The organism is Streptomyces sp. NPDC050423, from assembly GCF_040655445.1.
In the GTDB taxonomy this organism is placed as follows: domain Bacteria; phylum Actinomycetota; class Actinomycetes; order Streptomycetales; family Streptomycetaceae; genus Streptomyces.
In genome coordinates, this window is sequence record NZ_JBFAJY010000022.1 from 1 (window position 1) to 24,983 (window position 24,983).

Genomic DNA, 24,983 nt, shown 5'->3' on the forward strand with positions numbered 1-24,983 from the left:
GGCTGCGCCGCCACTTCCCGAGCAGCCGCTCGCTCTGGCCGCCCAAGCTGTCGTCGACCCAGAAGGCGTAGTTGTCGGAGGTGTCGATGACCCGGGGCCGCCGCCGTACCGCTGTGTGGCCGCTGCGGAGCGGCGTCACGTCACCTCTGCGCCACCGCGCCGCCCGACGCGGCGTCGAGGACCTTCCGGTCGCCCAGCGGCTGGTCCAGCGTGACCGTACGGGTCAGCTCCTTGGCGATCATGACGCAGACCTTCTTCGGGTCCGGCTCCGACTCCGTCACGGTCACCCGCACGGCGTCGCCGTCCTCGCTCGCGCTCACCTCGTACGTACTGCACGCGCCGCCCCAGAACGTCACCGACAGCGTCCGCCCGTCGGCGCTGTACGACTGGATCGCGCCACCGGCATGCGTCGTCGCGCCCGTGTCCGGGGTCTTCTCCGACGGGGCGTCCTTCGCCAGGTACTCCGGGTCCACCGCCACCTGGGTGACGGTGTCGCCCGTCCCGCCCGAGGCCGGCCGGACCGTGAAGATCCAGGACGGTACGAGCAGCTGCTTCCCCTCCACGTACCGCGCCGACAGGCCGAAGACGGCCTTGTCGACCGTCACCGTCGTCGTCGCCGGTTCCGCCCCGGTCCGTGCGCCGCAGGTGACCCCGGTCGGCTTCTTGTCGTCCTTCAGCGGCGCGACGGTCGCGCACCCGCCGATGTTCTTGCGGCTGTTCGAGGGCTGTGCGGCGTTCAGCTGCCTCAGCGCCTCGGCCGCGCCGATCACGGGATAGTCGGCGCCCTTCTCCAGCCCCTTCAACTGCCCGCCACCGCCGATCACCTCACCGTCGGCACCGACCTGGATCCCGGTCGCCCAGCCGTAGGTCGGCAGTCCGTCCACCACCGGATCCGCGTTCACCACCCGTGCGGAGCCCATCAGCTGACGGGCGTCGAGGGCGGCGCCGTCCTGACCGGCCGCCTTCAGCACGGGCACCGCGGCGGCCTTGGCGGCCTTCTCGCTCACCGGCGATCCCGATCCGCCCGGAGCCACGTGCTTGCCCGAACAGGTCGCCTTGTTCCCGCAGTTGTCCGTCCCCCCGGAGCCGTACCGGGCGAAGGTCCAGGTGCCGGGCGCCTGCTTGTCCACCCGCAGGACCGGCCCGGAGCCGTCCCCGTCGGAGCCAACCTTCCACGAGGCGCCCTCGGCCTGCGGGGCGCCCTTCAGGCCGAGCGCCTTCGCCAGCCGGGTCACCTCGGCCGCGGAGACGGTTCCGCTCGTGCGCTGGACGGCGGCCTTCGCAGGACCGTCCGGCAGGGCCCCGGCCGCGCGGTAGACCAGCCGTTCGCCGTGCGGATCGGGCTCGCCCGGCGCGATGCCCCGCGGCGGGGCCGATGAGCCGGTGGAATGCGTGTCCGGCCCACCCGTCCGCTCGTCCAGGGAGAGCGGCGGGGGAGTGCCGGCGCCGCTGCCCGCGCTGCCCTCGCCACTGCCGCCGTCCGCCGCGGCCCAGTACGCGCCGCCGCCACCGGCCAGCAGTACGGCTGCCGCCACCGAGGCCACGGCGAGCGGCGAACGCCGCCGGGGGCCGGTCACATCGTTGTCGGGTCGCTCGGTGCTCACCGGATCGCTCCTTCGCCTGCCTTGCCGTCATACGCCTGGCCGGCATATGGCCCGCCCCTCGGGTGCGGACACCGATGGGACGGGGCGGGGGAGCGCATGGTTCCCCCGTGGGGCGGCAGTTGCGGCGGGAGCGCGGTCCGGGAGCGGCCGGCGCGCGATCGTCAGTCGCCGTACTCCGACATCGCGTCGATCAGCCTGGCCGAGGCGGGCGGCACGGTCACCCCGTGAATCAGGGAAGCCGTCACAGGGGTGGCGGCGGTCTTCGCGGGTACCACCCAGTGCGGAGCCATCCGGGCGCAGTCTCCGCGCAGCTCGGCCAGGCCGGTCTCGGACTCGTGCGGGGCGATGTGGTTCGACATGTCCGCACCGTAGGCACCACAGACCTCAGGAAGAAAGACCTACTATCGGGTAATTTCTCCCCTTCGGGTCAGCGAGGGAACCGGTAGCGTGAGGGGGCCCCGTTTTCCGGGCTCTCACCTGTCACGCTGCCCAGGGAACGTGGACACCGTTCCCCCCGACCTCCGCAGGAGCAGTCCCCCGTGCGTATCGCAGTCACCGGCTCCATCGCCACCGACCACCTCATGACCTTCCCCGGCCGATTCGCCGACCAGCTGGTCGCCGATCAGCTGCACACGGTTTCGCTCTCCTTCCTGGTCGACAACCTGGACGTGCGCCGGGGAGGTGTCGCCGCCAACATCTGCTTCGGCATGGGCCTGCTCGGCACCGCCCCGATCCTGGTCGGCGCCGCGGGCTCCGACTTCGACGAGTACCGGGCCTGGCTCGACCGCCACGGCGTCGACACCGGCTCGGTGCGGATCTCCGAGGTCCTGCACACCGCCCGCTTCGTCTGCACGACGGACGCCGACCACAACCAGATCGGCTCCTTCTACACCGGAGCCATGAGCGAGGCCCGGCTGATCGAGCTGAAGGCCGTCGCCGACCGCGTGGGCGGTCTCGACCTGGTCTCCATCGGTGCCGACGACCCGGAGGGCATGCTCCGCCACACGGAGGAGTGCCGCACCCGCGGAATCCCGTTCGCCGCGGACTTCTCGCAGCAGATCGCCCGGATGAACGGCGACGAGATCCGCATCCTCCTCGACGGCGCCACGTACCTCTTCTCCAACGAGTACGAGAAGGGGCTCATCGAGTCCAAGACCGGCTGGACCGACGAGGAGATCCTGTCCAAGGTCGGCCACCGCGTCACCACCCTCGGCGCCCAGGGCGTGCGGATCGAGCGCGTCGGCGAGGAGCCGATCGAGGTCGGCTGCGCGGAGGAGATGAGCAAGACCGACCCGACCGGCGTCGGCGACGCCTTCCGCGCCGGATTCCTCTCCGGTCTCGCCTGGGGCGTCGGCCTGGAGCGGGCCGCCCAGGTCGGCTGCATGCTCGCCACCCTGGTCATCGAGACGGTCGGCACCCAGGAGTACACCCTGCACCGCACCCACTTCATGGACCGCTTCACCAAGGCCTACGGCCACGAGGCCGCGGCCGAGGTCCGTACGCACCTCGCGTAGGGGCCGGTCAGGAAAGCCGGCGGACCACATAGGCCGAGCCCCGGTCCGCCGGCTCCTCACCCACGTACTCCTGCTCGCGCATCGCGCACCACGCCGGAATGTCCAGCCGGGCCGCCTCGTCGTCGGACAGCACGGTCACCGTCCCGCCCACCGGTACCCCTGCGATCACCTTTGCGAGCTCGATCACCGGGATCGGGCAGCGCCTCCCCAGCGCGTCGACGACCAGGGAGGCCGCCGGGGTGCCGGAGGAGGCCGCCGCGGCGGGCGCCCCCAGCTTCTCCCGCACCCCCGCCACCACCCCGGGAAGCACATCGAGGAAGCGGTCCACGTCCTCCCCGGCGGTGCCCGCAGGCAGCGACACGCGGACGTTGCCCTCCGACAGCACCCCCATGGCCTTCAGCACATGGCTCGGGGTCAGGGTGCTGCTCGTGCAGGACGAGCCGGACGAGACGGAGAAACCCGCCCGGTCCAGCTCGTGCAGCAGAGTCTCCCCGTCGACATAGAGACAGGAGAAGGTGACCAGATGCGGCAGCCGCCGCACCGGATCGCCGACGACCTCCACATCGGGCACCAGCGCCGGCACCCGGCTCCGGATCCGCTCCACCAGCGCCCGCAGCCGCACCGACTCGGCGGCCGCCTCCGCCCGCACCGCCCGCAGGGACGCCGCCGCGGCCACGATCGCCGGAATGTTCTCGAAGCCGGCGGCGCGCCCCGACTCCCGCTCGTCGGCCGGTCCTTGGACCGCGAACCTGACCCCCTTGCGCACCGCCAGCAGCCCGACCCCGGGCGGGCCGCCCCACTTGTGGGCGCTCGCCGCCAGCAGCGACCAGCCGCCCGGCACCGGCCCCTGGCCCAGCGACTGCGCGGCGTCCACCAGCAGCGGCACCCCCGCGTCCCGGCAGAGCCCGGCGACCTCGGCCACCGGCTGCTCCGTGCCGACCTCGTGGTTGGCGGACTGGAGGCAGGCCAGCGCGGTGTCCTCGCGCAGCGCCGCCCCGTACGCCGCCGGGCTCACCGCCCCCGAGCGGTCCACCCCCACCTCCGTGACCGATCCGCCCCGGCTCTCGTGGTCGGCCGCCGAATGGAGCACGGACGAGTGTTCGATCGCCGACACCACCAGATGGCGGCCGACACGCCGACGCCCGGCGAGAGCCCCGGAAATTCCGGAGTGCACCGCCCGGGTGCCCGACGAGGTGAACGCGAGCTCGTCGGGGCGGCAGCCGACGGCCTCCGCCGCCGCCTCCCTGGCCGCGTCCAGCAGCAGCCGGGCGCGGCGCCCCTCGCGGTAGAGCCTGGCCGGATCGGCCCATCCCTCGTCCAGTGCGGCAAGCAGCGCCTGGCGGGCGACGGGGTGGAGGGGGGCGGCGGACGCGGCGTCGAAGTAGGGCACCCGGCCACGCTAGCCCGGTCCGGACCCCAGCTCGGGACCGGCCGCCCGCACGGTCAGGAGAGGAGGCGTCAGATGGCGGTCGGAGGGGCGGATTCCACCCCTTCGGGGAGTCGGGCGGCGCGTTGGGCACCCTCCCCGCGCGACCCCAAATAGCGTCCAGTAGGGTTTGGTCCGCATAAACATCCAAACCCCTGCCCGCGTCAGGGGCGGCGACCGACAAACGAGACGGGCGCGCCGACCGTGCGGGCGAGACTCTCGGGAAGGCGCTACGTGAGTCCCAACGGCTCCGACCGCTCGTCGCGGCGCCCGATGCGGCGGAAGCTGCCGCAGGTGCTGACTGCGGGACTGATCCTGGCGACCGCAACCGGTTGCACATACAAGGATTTCCCCCGCCTCGGAATGCCTACGCCGGTAACGGAAGAGGCCCCACGGATCCTTTCCCTCTGGCAGGGCTCGTGGGCGGCAGCGCTCGCCACGGGTGTGCTGGTGTGGGGCCTGATCCTGTGGAGCGTCATCTTCCACCGGCGCAGCCGCACCAAGGTGGAGGTTCCTCCGCAGACCCGGTACAACATGCCGATCGAGGCGTTGTACACCGTGGTCCCTCTGATCATCGTCTCGGTGTTGTTCTACTTCACCGCGCGCGATGAATCGAAGCTTCTAGAGCTCTCTCCGAAGCCCGCCCACACGATCAACGTGGTCGGCTACCAGTGGAGCTGGGGCTTCAACTACATCGAGAACGTGGACGGCTCGACCGCCACGGGCAACAAGATCCCCAAGGAGCTCGACGCCATCCCGGACCGGTTCCGCAAGGACTTCCCCAAGGATGCCGGCGGCGTCTACGACGTCGGTGTCCCGGGAACCCGGAATCCGCAGAACGGCAACCCCGGGCCGACCATGTGGCTGCCCAAGGGCGAGAAGGTCCGCTTCATCCTGACTTCGCGTGACGTCATCCACTCCTTCTGGGTGGTGCCGTTCCTCATGAAGCAGGACGTCATTCCGGGCCACACCAACTCCTTCGAGGTGACTCCCAACCAGGAGGGCACCTTCATGGGCAAGTGCGCCGAGCTCTGTGGCGTCGACCACTCCCGGATGCTCTTCAACGTCAAGGTCGTCTCCCCGGAGCGCTATCAGGCGCACCTCGAGGAGCTGGCGAAGAAGGGCAACACGGGCTACGTGCCGGCCGGCATCGAGCAGACTGACCCGGCCAGGAATGCGGAGACGAACAAACTGTGAGCATCCTCAACGAACCTCAGGGTGCCGCGGCAGCAGACGACTCGTACGAGGACGAGCTGCCGGTCCGGCGCAAGCAGCCGGGAAACGTCGTCATCAAGTGGATGACCACCACTGACCACAAGACGATCGGCACGATGTACCTGGTCACATCGTTCGCCTTCTTCTGCATCGGCGGTCTGCTCGCGCTCTTCATGCGCGCCGAGCTGGCCCGTCCGGGCACGCAGATCATGTCGAACGAGCAGTTCAACCAGGCGTTCACGATGCACGGCACGATCATGCTGCTGATGTTCGCGACGCCGCTGTTCGCCGGGTTCGCGAACTGGATCATGCCGCTGCAGATCGGCGCGCCCGACGTGGCGTTCCCGCGGCTGAACATGTTCGCGTACTGGCTCTACCTCTTCGGTTCGATCATCGCGGTGGCCGGCTTCCTCACCCCGCAGGGTGCGGCGGACTTCGGCTGGTTCGCCTATGCCCCGCTTTCGGACGCGGTCCGCTCGCCGGGCATCGGCGCCGATATGTGGATCATGGGTCTGGCCTTCTCCGGATTCGGCACGATCCTCGGTTCGGTCAACTTCATCACCACGATCATCTGCATGCGCGCACCCGGCATGACGATGTTCCGCATGCCGATCTTCGTCTGGAACGTCCTGCTGACCGGTGTTCTGGTCCTGCTGGCCTTCCCGGTCCTCGCCGCGGCGCTCTTCGCGCTGGAGGCGGACCGAAAATTCGGTGCGCATGTATTCGACGCGGCCAACGGCGGCGCACTGCTCTGGCAACACCTCTTCTGGTTCTTCGGCCATCCAGAGGTGTACATCATCGCGCTGCCCTTCTTCGGGATCGTCTCCGAAGTGATCCCGGTGTTCAGCCGGAAGCCGATGTTCGGATACATCGGCCTGATCGGCGCGACGATCGCCATCGCGGGTCTGTCCGTGACCGTGTGGGCCCACCACATGTACGTCACCGGCGGTGTGCTGTTGCCGTTCTTCTCCTTCATGACGTTCCTCATCGCGGTACCCACCGGGGTGAAGTTCTTCAACTGGATCGGCACGATGTGGAAGGGCTCGCTGTCCTTCGAGACACCGATGCTCTGGGCCGTCGGCTTCCTGATCACCTTCGCCTTCGGTGGTCTGACCGGCGTCATCCTCGCGTCGCCGCCGATGGACTTCCACGTCTCGGACTCGTACTTCGTCGTGGCGCACTTCCACTACGTGGTCTTCGGCACCGTGGTCTTCGCGATGTTCTCCGGGTTCCACTTCTGGTGGCCGAAGTTCACCGGGAAGATGCTGGACGAGCGGCTCGGCAAGATCACCTTCTGGACGCTGTTCGTGGGCTTCCACGGCACGTTCCTGGTGCAGCACTGGCTGGGCGCCGAGGGCATGCCGCGCCGCTACGCGGACTACCTCGCGGCGGACGGCTTCACCGCGCTGAACACGTTCTCGACGATCTGTTCGTTCCTGCTCGGCCTGTCGATCCTGCCGTTCTTCTACAACGTCTGGAAGACGGCCAAGTACGGCAAGAAGATCGAGGTCGACGACCCGTGGGGTTATGGCCGTTCGCTGGAGTGGGCGACGTCCTGCCCGCCGCCGCGGCACAACTTCATCACGCTGCCGCGGATCCGTTCCGAGTCCCCGGCGTTCGATCTGCACCACCCGGAAATCACGGCGCTCGAACAGCTGGAGCACCAGTCCGAGGGTGACAAGGCCCTCGCCGGCGGCAAGGAGGCGGGCAAGTGAAGATTCAGGGCAAGCTGTTCCTCTGGCTTTCGGTCTTCCTGCTCGCCATGGCCGTCACGTACGGCGTGTGGTCCAAGGAGCCGGTCGGCACCACCGCGCTCACCCTGGCCTTCGGGCTGAGCGTCATGATCGGCTTCTACCTGGCCTTCACGGCCAGGCGGGTCGACGCGCTCGCGCAGGACAACCGGGACGCCGACGTGGCGGACGAGGCCGGCGACGTGGGGTTCTTCTCCCCGCACAGCTGGCAGCCGCTCTCGCTGGCGCTCGGCGGCGCGCTCGCCTTCATGGGAGTCGTCTTCGGCTGGTGGCTGCTCTACTTCTCGCTCCCGGTCCTCCTGATCGGTCTGTTCGGCTGGGTCTTCGAGTACTACCACGGTGAGAACCGCACCCAGTGAGACCGCTCCACCCGTGACACCGCTCCACCTGACGGGGGGCCCGCACTTCCACGAGAAGTGCGGGCCCCCCGTTTGCAGTCACCCCGCGCGCTGAAACGAATGAATCTTCTTAGCGTGGGTTCATGAACCACACGCCGCGCATCCCTCCCGTAGTGAGCTGCACTCTGCTGGTCGTGACCCTGGTCGCAGGGATGACCGCCTGTGGGGAGTCCGACAGCCATCCGCTGTCGGCGAAGCCGTACGACGCCGTGGACGAGATCTCCTCCAACGCGCCCGACGGCGGCGAGAAGATCGACCCGGACAAGCCCCTCGAAGTCAGCGTCGACGGCGACGACGGCCGGATCACCGATGTGACGGCCGTGGACACCGCGGGACGCCATCTGGCGGGCGAACTCGACGCCGACGGACAGCGCTGGCACTCCACCGCCCCGCTCGCCGCAGGCACCCGGTACACCGTCAGGGTCAGCATGGAGGACCACGACGGCGCCCCAGGGGGCCGCTCGCTCTCCTTCGAGACCGCCTCCGCCAAGAAGTTCCTGAAGGTCACCTTCGGCCCTCAGACGGGCACCTACGGCGTCGGACAGCCCGTTACGGCGGAACTCAGCGCCCCGGTCGCCGGCAAGGCGGCCCGCGCCACCGTCGAGCGTGCGCTGAAGGTGCGCTCCACGCCCTCTGTGACCGGCTCCTGGTACTGGGTCGACGACAAGACGCTGCACTACCGGCCGCGGGAGTACTGGCCGGCGAAGGCCACCATCGAGGTCAGCAGCAATCTGGCCGGCATCAAGGTGACCAGCGCGCTGTACGGGGCTCCCGCGAAAGCGTTGAAGATCACTACCGGCGACCGGATCGAGGCCGTCACCGACGCCTCGGAGCACTCCATGACGGTCAAGCGCAACGGAGAAGTGATCAACACCATTCCGGTGACCACGGGCAAGCCCGGCTTCTCCACCCGCAACGGCGTCAAGGTCGTGCTGGGCAAGGAGTACTACGTACGTATGCGCGGGGAGACCATCGGCATCTCCGAGGGCTCGGACGACTCGTACGACCTGCCGGTCTACTACGCGACCCGGGTCACCTGGAGCGGCGAGTACGTCCACGCGGCCCCCTGGTCCACCGGGTCACAGGGCGTCGCGAACGTCAGCCACGGCTGCACCGGCATGAGCACCAGCGAGGCGGAGTGGTTCTACAACACCGTGCGCGAGGGCGACATCGTCAGCGTCGTCGGCAGCGAGGGCGAGACCATGACGCCGTTCGACAACGGGTACGGCGACTGGAACCTGTCCTGGGCCAAGTGGCAGAAGGGCAGCGCACTGCAGAACGACACGCCCGACCGTGTGGACACGGTTCAGGCGGCGCGACTGCGCCCCGAGGTCTGACCGGGCAGCGCGCCGCCCCTCGGCGGGACCGGCGGCCCTCAGGCCCTCACGGAGAGCCTGGAGCGCAGCAGGGCGGCCAGGGCGTCCGCGAACCCGACCGGCTCGACCGGAAGGGTCACCGCGGCGTCCGCGCGGCTCCAGGTGGCCAGCCAGGCGTCCTGCGGGCGCCCGATCAGCAGCAGCACCGGTGGGCAGCGGTAGATCTCGTCCTTGAGCTGGCGGCAGACGCCCATGCCGCCGGCCGGGGCGGTCTCACCGTCCAACACGCAGACGTCGACGCCTCCGTGGTCCAGTGCGTCCAGGACGGCGGGCAGGGTGGCGCACTCCAGGAACTCCACCGGCGGCACGTCTGCCGCGGGCCTGCGCCCTGCTGCCAGCCTCACCTGCTCACGGGTGTGTGCGTTGTCGCTGTAGACCAGGACCGTGGCGGTCGGCTGCATTGTTCCTCCGTGACGTCTGTCTCTTCGGGGCATGGGGGACCGATGCGCGGATCGTACTCCGCCCGACAGCCTGTCAGCACCGCCCGGGACATGCGGATTCATGGGCCGTTCGAGGAGGACACACCCCTCTGACACACCGAACGGCACCCCCCGGAGTGAGGGCGGGATAAGCGACCGACATAATGTCGGTCGTGGCGACAGCAACGACAGTAGAAACTGGGCACGCGCACCCGTCGGTCAATCGGCCGAACCTCACCAGCGTCGGAACCATCATCTGGTTGAGTTCCGAGCTGATGTTCTTCGCGGCCCTCTTCGCGATGTACTTCACCCTGCGATCGGTGACCGGACCAGAACACTGGAAGGAAATGGCGTCGTCCCTGAACGTTCCGTTCTCGGCGACGAACACCACCATCCTGGTGCTCTCCTCACTCACCTGCCAGCTCGGCGTCTTCGCCGCGGAGCGGGGCGATGTGAAGAAGCTCCGCGCCTGGTTCGTGATCACTTTCGTGATGGGTGCGATCTTCATCGGAGGCCAGATCTTCGAGTACACCGAGCTGGTGAAGGAGGACGGCATCTCGCTGTCCTCCGATCCGTACGGCTCGGTGTTCTACCTGACCACTGGCTTCCATGGGCTGCATGTGACAGGCGGCCTCATCGCCTTCCTGCTCGTTCTGGGCAGGACGTACGCAGCCAAGAGGTTCACCCATGAACAGGCGACCGCTGCCATCGTCGTGTCCTATTACTGGCACTTCGTCGATGTTGTGTGGATCGGCCTTTTTGCCACGATCTACTTGATCAAGTAACCGGGCCAGAGCCCGAACCACATCCAGCATCGACGCAGAAGATCCTGACACCGGGGTAATCCGTGAAAAAGCTCTCCGCACGACGACGCCATCCGTTGGCGGCGGTCGTCGTACTACTCCTCGCGCTGGCGGCTACTGGGGGGCTGTACGCCGCGTTTGCGCCCGCGAGTAAGGCGCAGGCCGACGACACCGCCCAGTCCCTCGCCATTGACGAGGGCAAGAAGCTGTACTCCGTCGGTTGCGCCAGCTGCCACGGAACCGGCGGTGAGGGAACCACCGACGGGCCCCAGCTTGTCGGCGTGGGCTCCGCCGCCGTGGACTTCCAGGTCGGTACCGGCCGTATGCCGGCGCAGCAGCCGGGTGCCCAGGTACCGAAGAAGAAGGTCATCTACACCCAGGACGAGATCGACCAGCTCGCGGCGTACGTCGCGTCGCTCGGCGCGGGCCCGATCACTCCGACCAAGAGCCAGGTCAGCCCCGAGGGCGCGGACGTGGCCAAGGGCGGCGACCTGTTCCGTACCAACTGCGCTCAGTGCCACAACTTCACCGGTCAGGGCGGTGCCCTGACCAAGGGCAAGTACGCCCCGACCCTTGAGGGCGTGGACCCGAAGCACATGTACGAGGCCATGCAGACCGGTCCTCAGAGCATGCCGTCCTTCCCGGACACGACGATGCCCCAGCAGCAGAAGAAGGACATCATCGCGTACATCCAGACCGTGAACAGCGCGGAGTCCGAGAGCCCCGGTGGCCTCAGGCTCGGCGGCCTCGGTCCGGTCAGCGAGGGTCTGTTCGGCTGGATCGTCGGGCTCGGCGCACTGATCGCAGTTGCCGTCTGGGTCGCGGCCCACACCGCTAAGGCCAAGAAGTCATGAGTAGCCAAGAGATTCCAGAAGAGAACCTGCCCGCAGAGCAGGTCCCCGCGCACGGCGCGGTAGAGGGTACGGACGATCCGTTCGCCGACCCGGGGCTGCCGGCCCACCAGCCGCGCATCCAGGACATCGACGAACGGGCCGCGGACCGGTCCGAGCGCGCGGTCGCGTTCATGTTCACGCTGTCCATGCTGGCGACGGTCGGCTTCATCGCCTCCTTCGTCATCTTCCCGGTCGACAAGATCGTCTACATCTTCCCGTTCGGTCATGTGAGCGCGCTCAACTTCTCCCTGGGGCTGACCCTGGGCGTGGCGCTCTTCGCGATCGGCGCGGGAGCCGTCCACTGGGCGCGCACCCTGATGTCCGACGTGGAGGTCGCCGACGAGCGGCACGCGATCTCGGCCGAGCCCGAGGTCAAGGCGAAGGTTCTCGCCGACTTCGCGGCCGGTGCCGAGGAGTCCGCGTTCGGCCGGCGCAAGCTGGTACGCAACACCATGTTCGGCGCGCTGGCCCTGGTGCCGCTCGCCGGTGTGGTGCTGCTGCGCGACCTCGGTCCGCTGCCGGAGAAGAAGCTCCGCTCCACCCTGTGGGCGAAGGGCAAGCAGCTCGTCAACATGAACACCATGTTGCCGCTTCGTCCCGAGGACGTGACCGTCGGTTCGCTGACCTTCGCCATGCCCGAGGGCCTGTCGGAGCACGCGGAGGACTTCCAGAAGCAGATCGCCAAGGCCGCGCTGATGATCATCCGCATCGAGCCGTCCAACATCAAGGACAAGCGCGAGCGGGAGTGGGCCCACGAGGGCATCGTGGCCTTCTCGAAGATCTGCACCCACGTCGGCTGCCCGATCAGCCTGTACGAGCAGCAGACCCACCACGTGCTCTGCCCGTGCCACCAGTCAACCTTCGACCTCTCCGACGGCGCCCGCGTCATCTTCGGTCCGGCCGGTCACGCCCTTCCGCAGCTGCGGATCGGCGTGAACAGCGAGGGCAACCTCGAGGCGCTCGGTGACTTCGAAGAGCCCGTCGGTCCTGCATTCTGGGAGCGCGGATGAGTACTGCGACCGATACGAAGCGCAAGGCGCCCGCCGGTGAGAAGATGGCCGACTGGGCGGACGGCCGGCTGGGGATCTACTCCCTGGCCAAGGCCAACATGCGCAAGATCTTCCCGGACCACTGGTCCTTCATGCTCGGTGAGATCTGCCTCTACAGCTTCATCATCATCATCCTCACGGGTGTGTATCTGACGCTGTTCTTCCACCCGAGCATGAACGAGGTCGTCTACCACGGCCCGTACGAGCCCATGCAGGGCATCCAGATGTCCGAGGCGTACGCCTCGACGCTGAACATCAGCTTCGACGTCCGCGGCGGTCTGCTGGTACGGCAGATCCACCACTGGGCCGCGCTGATCTTCCTGGCCGGCATGTTCGTGCACATGATGCGCGTCTTCTTCACGGGCGCGTTCCGCAAGCCGCGTGAGATCAACTGGCTGTTCGGCTTCCTGCTGTTCGTGCTCGGTATGTTCACCGGCTTCACCGGCTACTCGCTCCCGGACGACCTGCTCTCGGGTACGGGTGTCCGGTTCATGCAGGGCGCGGTCCTGTCCATGCCGATCGTCGGCACGTACCTGTCGATGTTCATGTTCGGCGGGGAGTTCCCGGGCGGCGACATCATCGCCCGGTTCTACTCGGTCCACATCCTGCTGCTGCCCGGCATCATGATGGGGCTGCTGGTGGCGCACCTGATCCTGGTCTTCTACCACAAGCACACGCAGTTCGCGGGCCCCGGCCGGACGAACAAGAACGTCGTGGGCATGCCGCTGCTGCCGGTGTACATGGCGAAGGCCGGAGGGTTCTTCTTCCTGGTCTTCGGCGTCATCGCCGCCATCTCGGGCATCGCCTCGATCAACCCGATCTGGGCCATCGGGCCCTACCGCCCGGACCAGGTGTCCACCGGCGCGCAGCCCGACTGGTACATGGGGTTCTCCGAGGGTCTGATCCGTGTGATGCCGGGCTGGGAGATCAACCTCTGGGGCCACACACTGGTCCTGGGTGTGCTCGTACCGCTCATGGTGTTCCCGCTGGTGCTGGTCGCGATCGCCGTGTACCCGTTCGTCGAGTCCTGGGTCACCGGGGACAAGCGCGAGCACCACATCCTGGACCGCCCGCGCAACGCGCCGACCCGCACCGCCTTCGGCGTGGCGTGGATCACGTGGTACTTCGTGCTGCTCGTGGGTGGTGGCAACGACCTCTGGGCCACGCACTTCCATCTGTCGATCAACTCGATCACCTGGTTCGTGCGGATCGCCTTCTTCGTCGCTCCGGTCCTCGCGTTCATCGCCACCAAGCGGATGTGCCTCGGCCTTCAGCGCCGGGACAGGGAGAAGGTGCTGCACGGGCGAGAGTCCGGGCTCATCAAGCGCCTGCCGCACGGTGAGTTCGTCGAGGTCCACGAGCCGCTGTCGCAGGGTCAGCTGCACACCCTCACCGCGCACGAGCAGTACGCGCCGGTCGAACTCGGCCCGCTGGTCGACGAGAACGGCGTCAAGCGCAAGGTCTCGCCGGTGGAGAAGGTGCGGGCCAAGCTCAGCAAGGGCTACTACGGCGAGAACAACCAGATCGCCAAGCCGTCCGCCGAGGAGTACAAGGAGATCACCGAGGGCCACGGCCACCACTGATCACCTGAACTGATCGCCACAGCAGGAGCCCCGCCCATCCATACGATGGACGGGGCTCTTCGCTGTCCCCGGCGCTCGATAGGGTGGTCACATCCCTTTATCGGCTGTGGACCCCAGGAGCGGACCATGAACGTTGTGACCCCGGTCGGCGGCGACAGCGTGGCGGCTCGTTCCTGGCCCGGCGTGCTGACCCCGCTGCTGCGCGGCGAGGACCTGAGCGCCGACGACACCGCGTGGGCGATGGACCGCATCATGAGCGGTGAGGCGACCGACGTGCAGATCGCCGGCTTCGCGGTGGCCCTGCGCGCCAAGGGCGAGACGGTCACGGAGGTCACCGGTCTGGTCCGTGCCATGTACGAGCACGCCACCACCATCCACGTGCCCGGCCGTACGGTCGACATCGTCGGCACCGGCGGAGACATGGCCAAGACGGTCAACATCTCCACCATGTCCGCCATCGTCGTGGCGGGGGCCGGGGCCAAGGTCGTCAAGCACGGCAACCGCGCCTCCTCCTCGGCCAGCGGATCCTCCGACGTCCTGGGCAAGCTCGGCGTCAACCTGGATCTGCCGCCGCAGCGCGTGGTGGAGGTGGCCGAGGAGGCGGGCATCACCTTCTGCTTCGCGGTGAAGTTCCACCCCGCCCTGCGCTACGCGGCGAAGGCACGGTCGGAGCTGGGCGCCCCGACCACCTTCAACATCCTCGGTCCGCTCACCAATCCGGCCCAGGTCCGCTCCCAGGCCATCGGCGTCGCCGACCTGCGGATGGCGCCCATCGTCGCGGGCGTGCTCGCCGAACGCGGCAACTCCGCGCTGGTCTTCCGCGGCGACGACGGCCTGGACGAGCTGACCACCACCGCGACCTCCCGGGTCTGGGTGGCCCGGGACGGCGTCGTGCGCGAGCAGGCCTTCGACCCGCGCGACGTCGGCCTGGACCTGGTGCCGGTGGAAGCGCTGCGCGGCGCCGACGCCTCGTACAACGCCGATGTGGCCCGCCGGCTGCTGGCCGGCGAGACCGGCCCCGTCCGGGACGCCGTCCTGCTCAACGCGGCGGCGGCCCTGGTGGCGCTGGACCAGGGGGAAGGCACGCTCACCGAACAGCTCGCCGCCGGTATCGCGAAGGCCGCCGAGTCCATCGACTCCGGGTCCGCCGGGCGCGTGCTGGAGAGATGGGTCAGGGCCAGCAACGCCTGAGCGTACGGAAGGTGAAGCGGGGCGCAGTCCAGATCATGGACTGCGCCTTGCGCGTTCCGGTACGTATGGCAGGATGCTGGGCAGGTCATGAGTGACAGCGACTACGGCCCCGGCCCGCTGTCCGGCAACCCTCCGTCCGTGGCGGGGTGCCCCGGGTGAAGACCAGGCCGCAGGCAGCGAGGTCTGCGGCAAGCGCGGACCCCTCGACGTCGTGAGATGTCCACCCGTGGGGTCCTGGTCCTCAGGGAGCCTCTGTGAGCAAGCGAATGCGATAGGGCTTTTCGGCCCTCCTCCGCACATCCTCTTCCTTCCTTCCGTGCTGCCGCGTGTCCGCGGGCACGCGGAATTCGCCTGCCTGTTACGGGAGTCCGTCATGTCTGTCTTCACCGCTGCCGCCGACCAGTCCATTTGTACCCCTCTGCCGGTTCTGGGCAAGGATGTGACGGTCCCGCTGGTGACCGGTGGTGAGGTCAGCTACGCCGCGCTGGACTACGCCGCCAGTGCCCCGGCCCTGCAGCGGGTGTGGGACGACATCGCCGCGTACGCGCCGTACTACGGCAGCGTCCACCGCGGCGCCGGCTACCTCTCGCAGCTCTCCACGGACCTCTTCGAGTCCAGCCGCGTCACCGTCGCGGAGTTCCTCGGCTGCCGCGCCGACGACCAGGTGATCTTCACCCGCTCGACCACCGACTCCCTCAACCTGCTGGCCGCCGCGGTCCCCGCCGACTGCCAGGTCTTCGTCTTCGAGACCGAGCACCACGCGTCGCTGCTGCCCTGGCGCGACACCCGGGTGACCTACCTGAACGCCCCGCGCACCCCCGCCCAGGCCGTCGCCACGCTGGAGCGGGCACTCGCGGACCGCTGCCCCTACGGCCCCGCGCTGGTCTGCGTCACCGGCGCCTCCAACGTCACCGGTGAGCTGTGGCCGGTCAAGGAGCTCGCCGCCGCCGCGCACGCCCACGGCGCGCGGATCGTGCTGGACGCCGCGCAGCTGGCCCCGCACCACCCCGTCGACATCACCGAGCTGGACGTGGACTGGGTCGCCTTCTCCGGCCACAAGCTGTACGCGCCGTTCGGCTCGGGCGTCCTGGCCGGCCGCTCCGACTGGCTGCGCGACGCCGAGCCCTACCTGGCCGGCGGCGGCGCCTCCCGCAAGGTCGCCCGGCGCGCCGGCGGCGGGGTGGACGTCGAGTGGCACACCACCGCCGCCCGCCACGAGGCCGGTTCCCCCAACGTCATCGGCGTCTACTCCATCGCCTCCGCCTGCAAGGCGCTCACCGAGGCCGGATTCGAGGGCCTGGTCGCCCGGGAGCAGCAGCTCGTCGCCGCGGTCCGCGCCGGCCTCGCCGAGGTCCCCGAGGTCAAGGTGCTCTCGCTGTTCGGTGACGACGCCCCGCGGGTCGGCGTCATCTCCTTCGTCGTGGAGGGCTGGAACAGCTCGCACTTCGCCGCGGCGCTCTCCGCCGAGTACGGCATCGGGGTGCGCGACGGACTCTTCTGCGCCCACCCGCTCGTGCGCACCCTGCTCGGCAGCGACCCGCAGGACATCGGTGAGTGCGGTGCGCCGGAGGCCGGGCCGGGCGAGAGGTCGCTCAACGCGATCCGGGTCAGCTTCGGTGCCGGTACGCCGGACGAGCACATCGAGCGCTTCGTGCGGGCGGTCAAGGAGCTGGTGAGCGAGGGCGCCCAGTGGAAGTACCGCACCGAGGACGGCCGTTGCGTCCCGGACCGGGGTGCCGCCCAGGTCTGAGGGGCGTGAAACACGTTCGGCCGGGTACGGACAGCCGTCCGTACCCGGCCGAACGCATGTACCTACGCGTCCAGACCGATGGCGAAGGCCGCCTCCAGGTCGTGCTGCGAGTACGTACGGAACGCCACGTGGGTGTCGGTCCCCTCGACGCCGGGGATCTTGCTGATCCGGCCGGGGATGACGTCGGCCAGATCGTCGTGCTTGGCCACCCGGACCATGGCGATCAGGTCGTACGTACCGGTGACCGAGAAGACCTCGCTGACGCTGTCCAGCGCCGCGACGGCCTCGGCGATCTCGGGGATCCGGTCCACGCTGGTTTTGATGAGCACGATCGCGGTGATCACGGCTGGCTTTCTCCCTCGGTGGCGGCTGGAGATCTCACTCTAGCGTCACGCCCGTAGCGCCCCCAGGCATAGAGGAAGCCGATGGCGAAGCCCACCACATGGGCGAGATAGGCCACGCCGGGGCCGCTGCCCGCACCCTCGGCGGCCAGCCACTGCAGCACGAACCAGAAGATCAGCACGATCCAGGCGGGGAAGCGCAGCGGCAGGAAGAGCAGGAACGGGAACACGCTGGTGACCCGGGCCCTGGGGAAGAGGTAGAGGAAGGCGCCCAGCACCGCCGAGATCGCCCCCGACGCGCCGACGAGTGTCTGGTCGGACGTGGCGTGCGCGGCCGCGTAGGCGAGCAGCGCGAGGTAGCCGCAGCCGAGGTAGAAGAACGCGAACTCGGTGTGGCCCATGCGCTCCTCGGCCATCGCTCCGAACACGTACAGGAACAGTATGTTGCCGAGCAGATGCAGCCAGCTGCCGTGCACGAAGAGCGCGGTCAGCGGGGTGAGCAGAGCGTGTGCGGAGCCGTCCCACAGTTCGCTCGGGATCACGCCCCAGCGCTCGAAGTACCCGGCCTGGGCGGACAGCAGGGCGTCCGCGCCGCCGTACACCGGGTTGAGCCCGGAGAGCGGGCTGATCGCGAAGACCACGCAGCACAGGGCGATGAGGGCGTAGGTCACCGGCGGTCCGTCCGAGGTGGCCGCCCGCAGGAGTCTGCCGGCCGCAGCCCGCCGATCGATCATGAACAGAGCATGACTCAAGCGGAGGGAACCGGACAGAGCGCCTCGCCGTGCCGGTGGTATGCGGCGAGGCCGTAGGGTTACGGCAGGACATCCGCAGTTCGACGGCGCACCGCGAAGATCCTTGAGCGGCAGCACGAGGCCCGACGAAAGAGGACGCAACGATGACGACGGTTCCCCAGCCGACCGAGGCGACCCGCTGGCGCTGCACGCTCTGCGGAAACCTCACGCGATTCGACGTGACGCGCTCCTCCAAGGTCGTCGAATACGTCCATCTCGACCTGGCCGGGGAATCGAGCGTCGAGGAACGCGAGGTGGTCAGTGAGACCATCGAGTCGGTGCGCTGTCGTTGGTGCAACGCGGTGGACCAGATCGAGCTAGTGGACAGGCCGGGTGCCGACTCCTGACGGGGCCGTGCGGACATACAGTTTGAGGTGACGGATGGTGGAGCAGCCCGCTGGCGGCGCCGCGTCGGCCGATGCGGCCGACGATGCCGTGGAGGTGCTCGACCGTCCGCTGCCCGAAGGCGTACGGCGTCGGGTCGTCGCGCTGGTCTCGGACGCGTTCGGCGACCTCACGGTCACCGAACTCCCGGCTCAGCTCAGACAGTACGCCCGTTTCACGCCGAACCGGCGTGCCAAGTTCGCCGGGAACGCGATGGCGGCCGCCCTGGAGGGCGACGCGTCGTTCCGCCGGCGCATCGGTGAACGGCTGAGGGAGACCCAGCCGGAGCTGACTGCCGCCCTGGAGGCGGGCTCACCGCCCGCCGCCGCCGACCCCGTCGATGTGGCCGCCGCGGCCTATGTGCTGCGTCCGGCCGGCTGGGTGAAGCTGCTGGCCGCCGCGGGCGAGGAGGCCGAGCGGGCCGACGCCGAGCGGGTGGACGACGAGACCCGGCGCGAACTGGAACGGCTGCGCGAGGAACTCGCCCGGGCCCGCGCCCAGACGAGGAGCGAGACCGAACGGCTCCGCGGCGATCTCGACGCGGCCCGCAAGGAGGCCGAGTCGCTCCAGCGCAAACTGCGCAGCGCGGCCAACGAGGTGAAGCGCGGCGAGGCCGCGCTGCGCCGGGGCCGGGCCGAGAGCGACGCCGTACGGGCCGAGGCGGCCGTCCAGGTGTCCGCGGCGGAGAGTGAGACCCGGAGGCTGCGGGCGCGGCTCAGCGAGGCGGAGGCGTCCGTCGAGGCGGGGCGCCGGGCCGCGCGTGAGGGGCGGTCGGTCGAGGACATGCGGCTGCGGCTGCTGCTCGACACGGTGCTCGAAGCGGCCGGCGGACTGCGGCGCGAACTGGCGCTGCCGCCCTCCTCGATGCGTCCCGCGGACACCGTCGACGCCGTCGAGCCGGGCCGGATGTCCCCCAAGGACATCGCCGCCAGAGCCCTTTCGGACACCGATCCGGCGCTGTTGGACCAACTGCTCGCGCTGCCGCAGGCGCATCTGATCGTGGACGGCTACAACGTCACCAAGACCGGCTATCCACAAATGCCGCTGGAGAAGCAGCGGCTGCGGCTGCTGGGCGGTCTGTCGGTGCTCGCCGCCCAGACGGGCGCCGAGATGACCTGCGTCTTCGACGGGGCCGAGCTGGCCGCTCCGGTGCTGCTCGCGCCGCCCCGGGGAGTGCGGGTGCTGTTCAGCAAAGCCGGGGTCACCGCGGACGAGCTCATCCGGCAACTCGCCCGTGCCGAACCGCCCGGACGGCCCGTCGTGGTGGTCTCCACCGACCGCGAGGTGGCCGACGGAGTGGCGAAGGCGGGGGCCAGGCCCGTTGCGTCCCTCTTGCTCCTGAAGCGGCTTTCGCGCGTTTAGTGGGACTTGTTGCGGCTTGCCGGAAATTACGGAACGGGCCGTCAATTCGTCGCTACACGCAGTGTGGTGTGGGTAAAGAAGTACCGGCTGTGACGAGATTTTGCCTGCGAGGATTTGAACTGATCACAGGATGGTCACTATGGTCGGGCCTCGAACCTTCGCACGGTTGATCACCCACCCGGGGTGGCAGTGAAGGAACCGCCGAGTCCGTGATCCATACGGAGCCGGGGATGTGTGTCCCCCACAGCCCGGTAGGCGGCTCACGGAAGAAGGAGCTCGCCTTCGTGGCGTCCCACCGTCGTCCCAAGAACCCGAGCCGCGCCCGTGTGACCGTGCTCACCGCGACCGCCGCCGCGGCCGTGGCCCTGACCTCCCAGGCCGCTCACGCCGACCCCAAGCCGACCAAGAGCGAGGTCAAGGCGAAGGTCGACAAGCTCTACCACGAGGCGGAGACGGCCACCGAGCAGTACAGCGGGGCCAAGGAGAAGCAGCAGAAGCTCGAGAAGCAGGTCGGCGCGCTGCAGGACAAGGTGGCACGTGGCCAGGAGGAGCTCAACACCCTCCGCTCCGGCCTCGGTTCGCTCGCCGCCGCGCAGTACCGCTCCGGCGGCATCGACCCCTCCGTGCAGCTCTTCCTCGCCTCGGACCCGGACAGCTTCCTCGACCAGGCCTCCGCCCTGGACCAGCTGACGGCCAAGCAGGCCGAGTCGATGCAGAAGATCCAGGAGAAGCAGCGGTCCCTCGCGCAGGAGCGCAAGGAGGCCCAGGACAAGCTGAGCGACCTCGCGGACGTCCGCAAGACGCTCGGTGAGAAGAAGAAGAAGCAGCAGGGCAAGCTCGCCGAGGCGCAGAAGGTGCTCAACACCCTGACCGCCGCCGAGCGCGAGAAGATGCGCCAGGACGACGTGCGGGCCAGCCGTGACGCGGGTGACCGCGTGGACCTCGGCAACGAGGCCCCGGCCTCCGGTCTCGGCGGGGCCGCCCTCCAGGCCGCCTCCACGCAGGTCGGCAAGCCGTACGTCTCCGGCGGCACGGGCCCCAGCTCCTACGACTGCTCGGGCCTGACCCAGTGGGCGTACGCCCAGGCCGGTGCCCAGATCACCCGCACCACGTACACCCAGATCAACCAGGGCACCCAGATCGGGCGCAGCCAGCTGAAGCCGGGCGACCTCGTCTTCTTCAGCAACACCTCGCACGTGGCCCTCTACGCGGGCAACAACACCGTGCTGCACGCCCCGAAGCCGGGCGCCGTGGTCCGCTTCGAGTCGATGAACACCGTCGGCGCCTACCAGACCGCCGTGCGCATCTGATCACGCCCGAACGGGCGAATTCCCGCGCCCCGTACTGACAGCCCGCCCCACCGGAGACCACAGGTCACCGGCGGGGCGCCGTCATTTGTGCCTCCCGTCCGCCCGGCGCGGCCTTTGTCCGCTCCGTGATCGCGCGACTACTGTCTGGCTGCCGCGCGGCTCCACGTGTCGGTCCGCCCGCCCCGGGCGGCAGGGGCCGCGCACGTCTGCGTACAGCGGAAGGGAGTGCGGCGTCCTGTGGTGTCCCATCGCCGTTCCACACAGCCCGGCGTCAGCCGGAGCGCCCGGGTCACTGTCCTGTCGGCCGCGGCGGCGACCGCCGCCGCGACGCTCGGCGCGGCGACCGCGCACGCCGAGCCGCAGGACACCCCGCAGTCCGCCGGGGCCCGGGTGGACCGCCTCTACGCCGAGGCCGAGCACGCCACCGAGGAGTACGACAAGGCCGGCGAGGACGTCGGACGGCTGCGCGGTGAGGTGAGCCGGGCGCAGGACCGGGCGGCCCGGGGCCAGGAGCGCGTCAACGGGATGCGTACGGCGCTCGGTTCCGCGGCCCGTGCGCAGTACCGGTCCGGCGGCATCGACCCCTCGGTCGCCCTGCTGCTCTCCTCCGACCCGGACAACTACCTCGACCGGGCCGCCGTGCTGGGCCGGGCGAACGACAGTCGGGCGGGCACCCTGTCCGAACTCCGCAGGGCCCAGCGGGCGCTGGCCCAGATCCGGGCGGAGGCCGCCGGCTCGCTCGCCGGCCTGGAGCGCGGCCGCGCCGCCGTCAGCCGTCACAAGCGGACCGTCGTGCGCAAGCTCACCGAGGCCAGGCGGCTGCTCGGATCGCTGCCCGGCGCCGACCGGGCGGCCTTCGAGCGGGCCTCGCGCGGCGGCCGGGACACCGCGACGAGGACGACGGGGCCGACGGCCGGACTTCCGGCGGGCTCGGCGAGGGCGGCGGCCGCCGTCATGGCCGTCCAGCGGGCGCTGGGCCGCCCGTACGTCTGGGGCGCGAGCGGGCCCTCCGGATTCGACTGCTCCGGGCTGATGCAGTGGGCGTACGCCCAGGCCGGGGTCAGCCTGCCCCGCACCTCGCAGGCCCAGCGGTACGCCGGCCACATGGTGCCGCTCTCCGAGGCCCGGCCCGGTGATCTGGTCGCCTACCGCGCGGACGCCAGCCATATCGGGATGTACGTGGGCAACGGCCAGGTCATCCACGCCCCGTACCCAGGCGCCCCGGTCCGCTACGACCCCGTCGGCATGATGCCCGTCTCCTCGGTCACCCGGGTCTGACCCGCACGGCCTCGACCACGACGGGCAGCGGCGTCGCGGGTGAGGTCGTTACTCTCGTTCCTGTGGCTGATCAGGGGCGTACCGCAGGGCGGGCGCGCGGTGGAGCACGGCGCGCGGCGGGCGCCGTGCTCGCCGCGCTGCTGTGCGCCACCGCCTGCTCGGCCCCGGCCGGTCACGCCCCGGACACCGCCGCCGCCGACATCCGCGCCACCCTGGACCGCCGGGCCGCCGCGGTGCTGCACCACGACCCGGACGCCTATGCCGCGGTCGTCGCCGAGGACGCCCCCGACCTGCGGGCCGCGCAGCGCAAGGAGATCGGCCACCTCGCGGACATGCCGATCGGCTCCTGGACGTACCGGCTCACCGATGTCTCGGCGCACGGCGCGGACCGGGCCACCGCTGATGTCCGGCTCGGCTACCGGATCAAGGGCTACGACAGCGCGCCGGTCTCCGTGGACCGGGTCCTCGACCTCGAACGGGACCCGGCGGACGGCCGCTGGTACCTCACCGCCGACCGCCCGGCCGAGGGCGGCGGCCGGCAGCTCTGGCAGCAGGGCGACGTCGAGGTGGTGCGCGGCACGCACAGCCTGGTGCTGGGCGTCGGCCGCTCCCGCGACGAGCTGACCCGGATCGCGGCCACCGCGGACCGGGCGGTGCCCGCCGTCTCCGACGCCTGGCCGGAGCGCTGGGCGGGACGGGTGGTGGTGCTGGTCCCGGACACCGTGCAGGACATGGCGGAGCTGCTCGGGTCGCCCGCCGCGAACTACCGGGGCATAGCGGCCGTCACCACCGGCGAGACCGGCGGCTCGGGCACGGCGCCCGCGGACCGGGTGATCGTGAACCCGAAGGCGTACGCGATGCTCGGCGCCTTCGGGCAGCGCGTCGTCCTCACCCACGAGACCACCCATGTCGCCACCCGCGCCCGCACCTCCGCCGCCACCCCGACCTGGCTCTCCGAGGGCTTCGCGGACTGGGCGGCCTACCGGGAAGGGGACCGCACCGCCGCCGAGGTCGCGCCCGAGCTGGCGGACGCCGTCCGGCGCGGCGAGCTGCCCGCCGCCCTGCCCACCGACGAGGACTTCGGCTTCACCGAGGACCCGGACCGGCTGGCGAGGGCGTACGAGGGCGGCTGGCTGGCCTGCGAGCTCATCGCCGACCGCTGGGGCGAGGAGAAGCTGTTCGCCGTCTACCGGGCCGTCGGAGGGCACTCAGGGCGGGACGGGGCGGTGGAGCAGGCCCTGCACGAGGTGCTCGGCACGACTCCGCAGGACTTCACGGCGCGCTGGCGGGAGTACGTGCGCGACCGGCTCGGCTGATTCCGTGGGCCGGCCGCGTCACCGTGTCCCGCCACAGCCGCCCGCCCGCGATCAGCGTCGCGGCGACCAGCAGCCCGTTGCGCAGGAACATCAGCGTCACACCCGTCGCGTCGCTCGTCACCACGTGGATGAACCCGAGCGGGAACTCCAGCTGCGTGACGCCCGTCGCGGCCAGCACCAGACAGGCCGGCAGCGTCATCCGGCTCTCCCGGAAGACCAGGCACACCGCGGCCGTACCGACCAGCCACAGCATGTACTGGGGGCTGATCACCCGGCTCGTGGTGGTGAACAGCAGCACCGCGGTGAACGCCGCGTCCGCCGGCGTACTCACGCCGAACGTGCGCGCCTTCAGCCGCCACACCACCAGCCAGCCGAACGCCACCACGCTCAGTCCCAGCGCGAGCGTGCTCACCAGCGGCACGTGCGGGCCCAGGAACTCCAGCGAGCCGTAATGCAGCTCCACCCGGCCCGGCCAGCCGAACTGCCGCGCCACATGGAAGACCAGCGCCCCCAGCGACTCGACCTCGGTGCCCCGGTCGCGCTGGAAACCGAGAAAGGCCAGCGCGCCGGGCGCCACCACCGCGCACAGCCCCAGCAGCCCGAGCGCCACCCCCGCCGCGGTCGTCCACGCCAGACGCGTCCGGCGCCCGCGCGCCGTACCGGCGAGCAGCAGCACCGGCCACACCTTCAGCGTCGCCCCGACCGCCGCCAGCGCCCCCATCACCCGCGGATGCCGGACACCGGCCAGCAGCGCCGCCACCGCGACGGCCGTCACCATCACGTCGTACCGGGCGTACGCGGTCGCACCGAGCAGCGGCACCCCCGCCACCCACACCCAGGCCCCGGCCGTCCGCCGGGCGGCGCCGCGGCCCGCGTACAGCAGCAGACCCAGCACCAGCGCGTCGCAGAGGAACGCCAGGACGAAGAAGGCCGAGGCGTAGTCCAGGAACGGCAGCAGGGCGGGGGACAGGATCGCGAGCGCCGCGACCGGCGGGTACTGCCAGGTGACGTCGGACTGCGGGTAGCTGCCCGAGCGCAGCACGTCGTACCAGCCGTGGTAGATCACCGAGACGTCGTTCGTCACGTCCGCCCCCGGCAGCGTGATCACCTTGATGACACAGAGCAGCAGCAGGGCCCTGGTGAGGGCCCACACCGCGAAGGCCGGTCGTGCGCTGCTCGAACCCGTCATGTTCCGTCCTCGTCCGTTCCGTCGGTGGTACGACAGGACA

23 protein-coding genes and 1 riboswitch are annotated in these 24,983 nt (G+C 70.0%); of the genes, 16 read left to right on the forward strand and 7 right to left on the reverse strand.

Going from position 1 to position 24,983, the window contains the following annotated elements; all coding sequences use genetic code 11:
- Positions 1-140 precede the first annotated feature (140 nt).
- Positions 141-1,604, reverse strand: coding sequence for a hypothetical protein (locus tag AB0I52_RS17825; RefSeq protein ID WP_363073563.1), 1,464 nt, complete (start codon positions 1,602-1,604; stop codon positions 141-143).
- A gap of 161 nt (positions 1,605-1,765) precedes the next feature.
- On the reverse strand, positions 1,766-1,963 hold the full coding sequence (locus AB0I52_RS17830; protein WP_363073565.1) for a hypothetical protein: 198 nt from the start codon (positions 1,961-1,963) through the stop codon (positions 1,766-1,768).
- Positions 1,964-2,143: 180 nt separating this feature from the next.
- Between AB0I52_RS17830 and AB0I52_RS17835 the strand changes: the two genes are divergently transcribed.
- Positions 2,144-3,118, forward strand: a complete 975-nt coding sequence (locus tag AB0I52_RS17835; protein ID WP_363073567.1) for a carbohydrate kinase family protein — start codon at positions 2,144-2,146, stop codon at positions 3,116-3,118.
- Between the two features lie 7 nt (positions 3,119-3,125).
- On the opposite strand, the gene AB0I52_RS17840 is transcribed toward AB0I52_RS17835, so the two are convergent.
- Positions 3,126-4,508: an aminotransferase class V-fold PLP-dependent enzyme gene (locus AB0I52_RS17840; protein WP_363073569.1), complete on the reverse strand. Its 1,383-nt coding sequence runs from the start codon at positions 4,506-4,508 to the stop codon at positions 3,126-3,128.
- Between the two features lie 270 nt (positions 4,509-4,778).
- Between AB0I52_RS17840 and coxB the strand changes: the two genes are divergently transcribed.
- From coxB to AB0I52_RS17860, 4 genes are all read left to right on the forward strand, one after another.
- Positions 4,779-5,741, forward strand: coding sequence for a cytochrome c oxidase subunit II (coxB, locus tag AB0I52_RS17845; RefSeq protein ID WP_363073571.1), 963 nt, complete (start codon positions 4,779-4,781; stop codon positions 5,739-5,741).
- A complete protein-coding gene (ctaD, locus tag AB0I52_RS17850) occupies positions 5,738-7,474 on the forward strand; it encodes a cytochrome c oxidase subunit I (protein ID WP_363073573.1) in 1,737 nt (578 codons plus the stop codon). The genes coxB and ctaD overlap by 4 nt, the downstream gene beginning before the upstream one ends.
- A complete protein-coding gene (locus AB0I52_RS17855) occupies positions 7,471-7,869 on the forward strand; it encodes a cytochrome c oxidase subunit 4 (RefSeq protein ID WP_363073575.1) in 399 nt (132 codons plus the stop codon). Before ctaD ends, AB0I52_RS17855 begins: the two co-directional genes overlap by 4 nt.
- Before the next feature lie 122 nt (positions 7,870-7,991).
- Positions 7,992-9,245, forward strand: coding sequence for an Ig-like domain-containing protein (locus AB0I52_RS17860; protein WP_363073577.1), 1,254 nt, complete (start codon positions 7,992-7,994; stop codon positions 9,243-9,245).
- A gap of 38 nt (positions 9,246-9,283) precedes the next feature.
- Here the strand turns inward: AB0I52_RS17860 and AB0I52_RS17865 are convergent, their stop codons facing one another.
- Entirely contained in the window at positions 9,284-9,685 is a 402-nt protein-coding gene (locus tag AB0I52_RS17865; RefSeq protein WP_363073579.1) for a hypothetical protein, read from the reverse strand.
- A gap of 182 nt (positions 9,686-9,867) precedes the next feature.
- Between AB0I52_RS17865 and AB0I52_RS17870 the strand changes: the two genes are divergently transcribed.
- The 6 genes from AB0I52_RS17870 (at position 9,868) to AB0I52_RS17895 (ending at position 16,972) form a co-directional block, all read left to right on the forward strand.
- A complete protein-coding gene (locus AB0I52_RS17870; protein WP_136206200.1) occupies positions 9,868-10,488 on the forward strand; it encodes a heme-copper oxidase subunit III in 621 nt (206 codons plus the stop codon).
- Positions 10,489-10,550: 62 nt separating this feature from the next.
- Entirely contained in the window at positions 10,551-11,360 is an 810-nt protein-coding gene (locus tag AB0I52_RS17875; RefSeq protein WP_363073581.1) for a c-type cytochrome, read from the forward strand.
- Entirely contained in the window at positions 11,357-12,409 is a 1,053-nt protein-coding gene (locus AB0I52_RS17880; protein ID WP_363073583.1) for a Rieske 2Fe-2S domain-containing protein, read from the forward strand. Before AB0I52_RS17875 ends, AB0I52_RS17880 begins: the two co-directional genes overlap by 4 nt.
- Entirely contained in the window at positions 12,406-14,031 is a 1,626-nt protein-coding gene (locus AB0I52_RS17885; RefSeq protein ID WP_363073585.1) for a ubiquinol-cytochrome c reductase cytochrome b subunit, read from the forward strand. Before AB0I52_RS17880 ends, AB0I52_RS17885 begins: the two co-directional genes overlap by 4 nt.
- Before the next feature lie 126 nt (positions 14,032-14,157).
- Positions 14,158-15,222, forward strand: a complete 1,065-nt coding sequence (gene trpD, locus AB0I52_RS17890; protein WP_362953499.1) for an anthranilate phosphoribosyltransferase — start codon at positions 14,158-14,160, stop codon at positions 15,220-15,222.
- Positions 15,223-15,305: 83 nt separating this feature from the next.
- A riboswitch (SAM riboswitch) is annotated at positions 15,306-15,423 on the forward strand.
- Between the two features lie 172 nt (positions 15,424-15,595).
- Positions 15,596-16,972: an aminotransferase class V-fold PLP-dependent enzyme gene (locus AB0I52_RS17895; RefSeq protein ID WP_363073587.1), complete on the forward strand. Its 1,377-nt coding sequence runs from the start codon at positions 15,596-15,598 to the stop codon at positions 16,970-16,972.
- 62 nt (positions 16,973-17,034) lie between these two features.
- On the opposite strand, the gene AB0I52_RS17900 is transcribed toward AB0I52_RS17895, so the two are convergent.
- Both AB0I52_RS17900 and AB0I52_RS17905 read right to left on the reverse strand, forming a co-directional pair.
- Positions 17,035-17,316 carry an Lrp/AsnC ligand binding domain-containing protein gene (locus AB0I52_RS17900; RefSeq protein WP_123470113.1) on the reverse strand — a complete coding sequence of 94 codons (282 nt, stop codon included), beginning with the start codon at positions 17,314-17,316 and terminating at the stop codon, positions 17,035-17,037.
- A complete protein-coding gene (locus tag AB0I52_RS17905) occupies positions 17,313-18,047 on the reverse strand; it encodes a rhomboid family intramembrane serine protease (protein WP_363073589.1) in 735 nt (244 codons plus the stop codon). Before AB0I52_RS17905 ends, AB0I52_RS17900 begins: the two co-directional genes overlap by 4 nt.
- A gap of 161 nt (positions 18,048-18,208) precedes the next feature.
- Between AB0I52_RS17905 and AB0I52_RS17910 the strand changes: the two genes are divergently transcribed.
- From AB0I52_RS17910 to AB0I52_RS17930, 5 genes are all read left to right on the forward strand, one after another.
- The gene (locus AB0I52_RS17910) at positions 18,209-18,451 is read left to right on the forward strand and encodes a hypothetical protein (RefSeq protein WP_024494175.1); all 243 of its coding nucleotides are present in this window, start codon (positions 18,209-18,211) and stop codon (positions 18,449-18,451) included.
- Positions 18,452-18,485: 34 nt separating this feature from the next.
- The gene (locus AB0I52_RS17915; RefSeq protein WP_363073591.1) at positions 18,486-19,850 is read left to right on the forward strand and encodes an NYN domain-containing protein; all 1,365 of its coding nucleotides are present in this window, start codon (positions 18,486-18,488) and stop codon (positions 19,848-19,850) included.
- Positions 19,851-20,134: 284 nt separating this feature from the next.
- Positions 20,135-21,160: an NlpC/P60 family protein gene (locus AB0I52_RS17920; protein WP_363073593.1), complete on the forward strand. Its 1,026-nt coding sequence runs from the start codon at positions 20,135-20,137 to the stop codon at positions 21,158-21,160.
- Positions 21,161-21,397: 237 nt separating this feature from the next.
- Positions 21,398-22,438: a C40 family peptidase gene (locus AB0I52_RS17925; protein ID WP_363073595.1), complete on the forward strand. Its 1,041-nt coding sequence runs from the start codon at positions 21,398-21,400 to the stop codon at positions 22,436-22,438.
- 62 nt (positions 22,439-22,500) lie between these two features.
- Positions 22,501-23,754 (forward strand): hypothetical protein, encoded by a 1,254-nt coding sequence (locus AB0I52_RS17930; protein ID WP_363073597.1) that lies wholly within the window; start codon positions 22,501-22,503, stop codon positions 23,752-23,754.
- Here AB0I52_RS17930 and AB0I52_RS17935 read toward each other — a convergent pair.
- The gene (locus tag AB0I52_RS17935) at positions 23,711-24,943 is read right to left on the reverse strand and encodes a glycosyltransferase family 87 protein (protein ID WP_363073599.1); all 1,233 of its coding nucleotides are present in this window, start codon (positions 24,941-24,943) and stop codon (positions 23,711-23,713) included. The genes AB0I52_RS17930 and AB0I52_RS17935 overlap by 44 nt on opposite strands.
- Positions 24,944-24,983 lie beyond the last annotated feature (40 nt).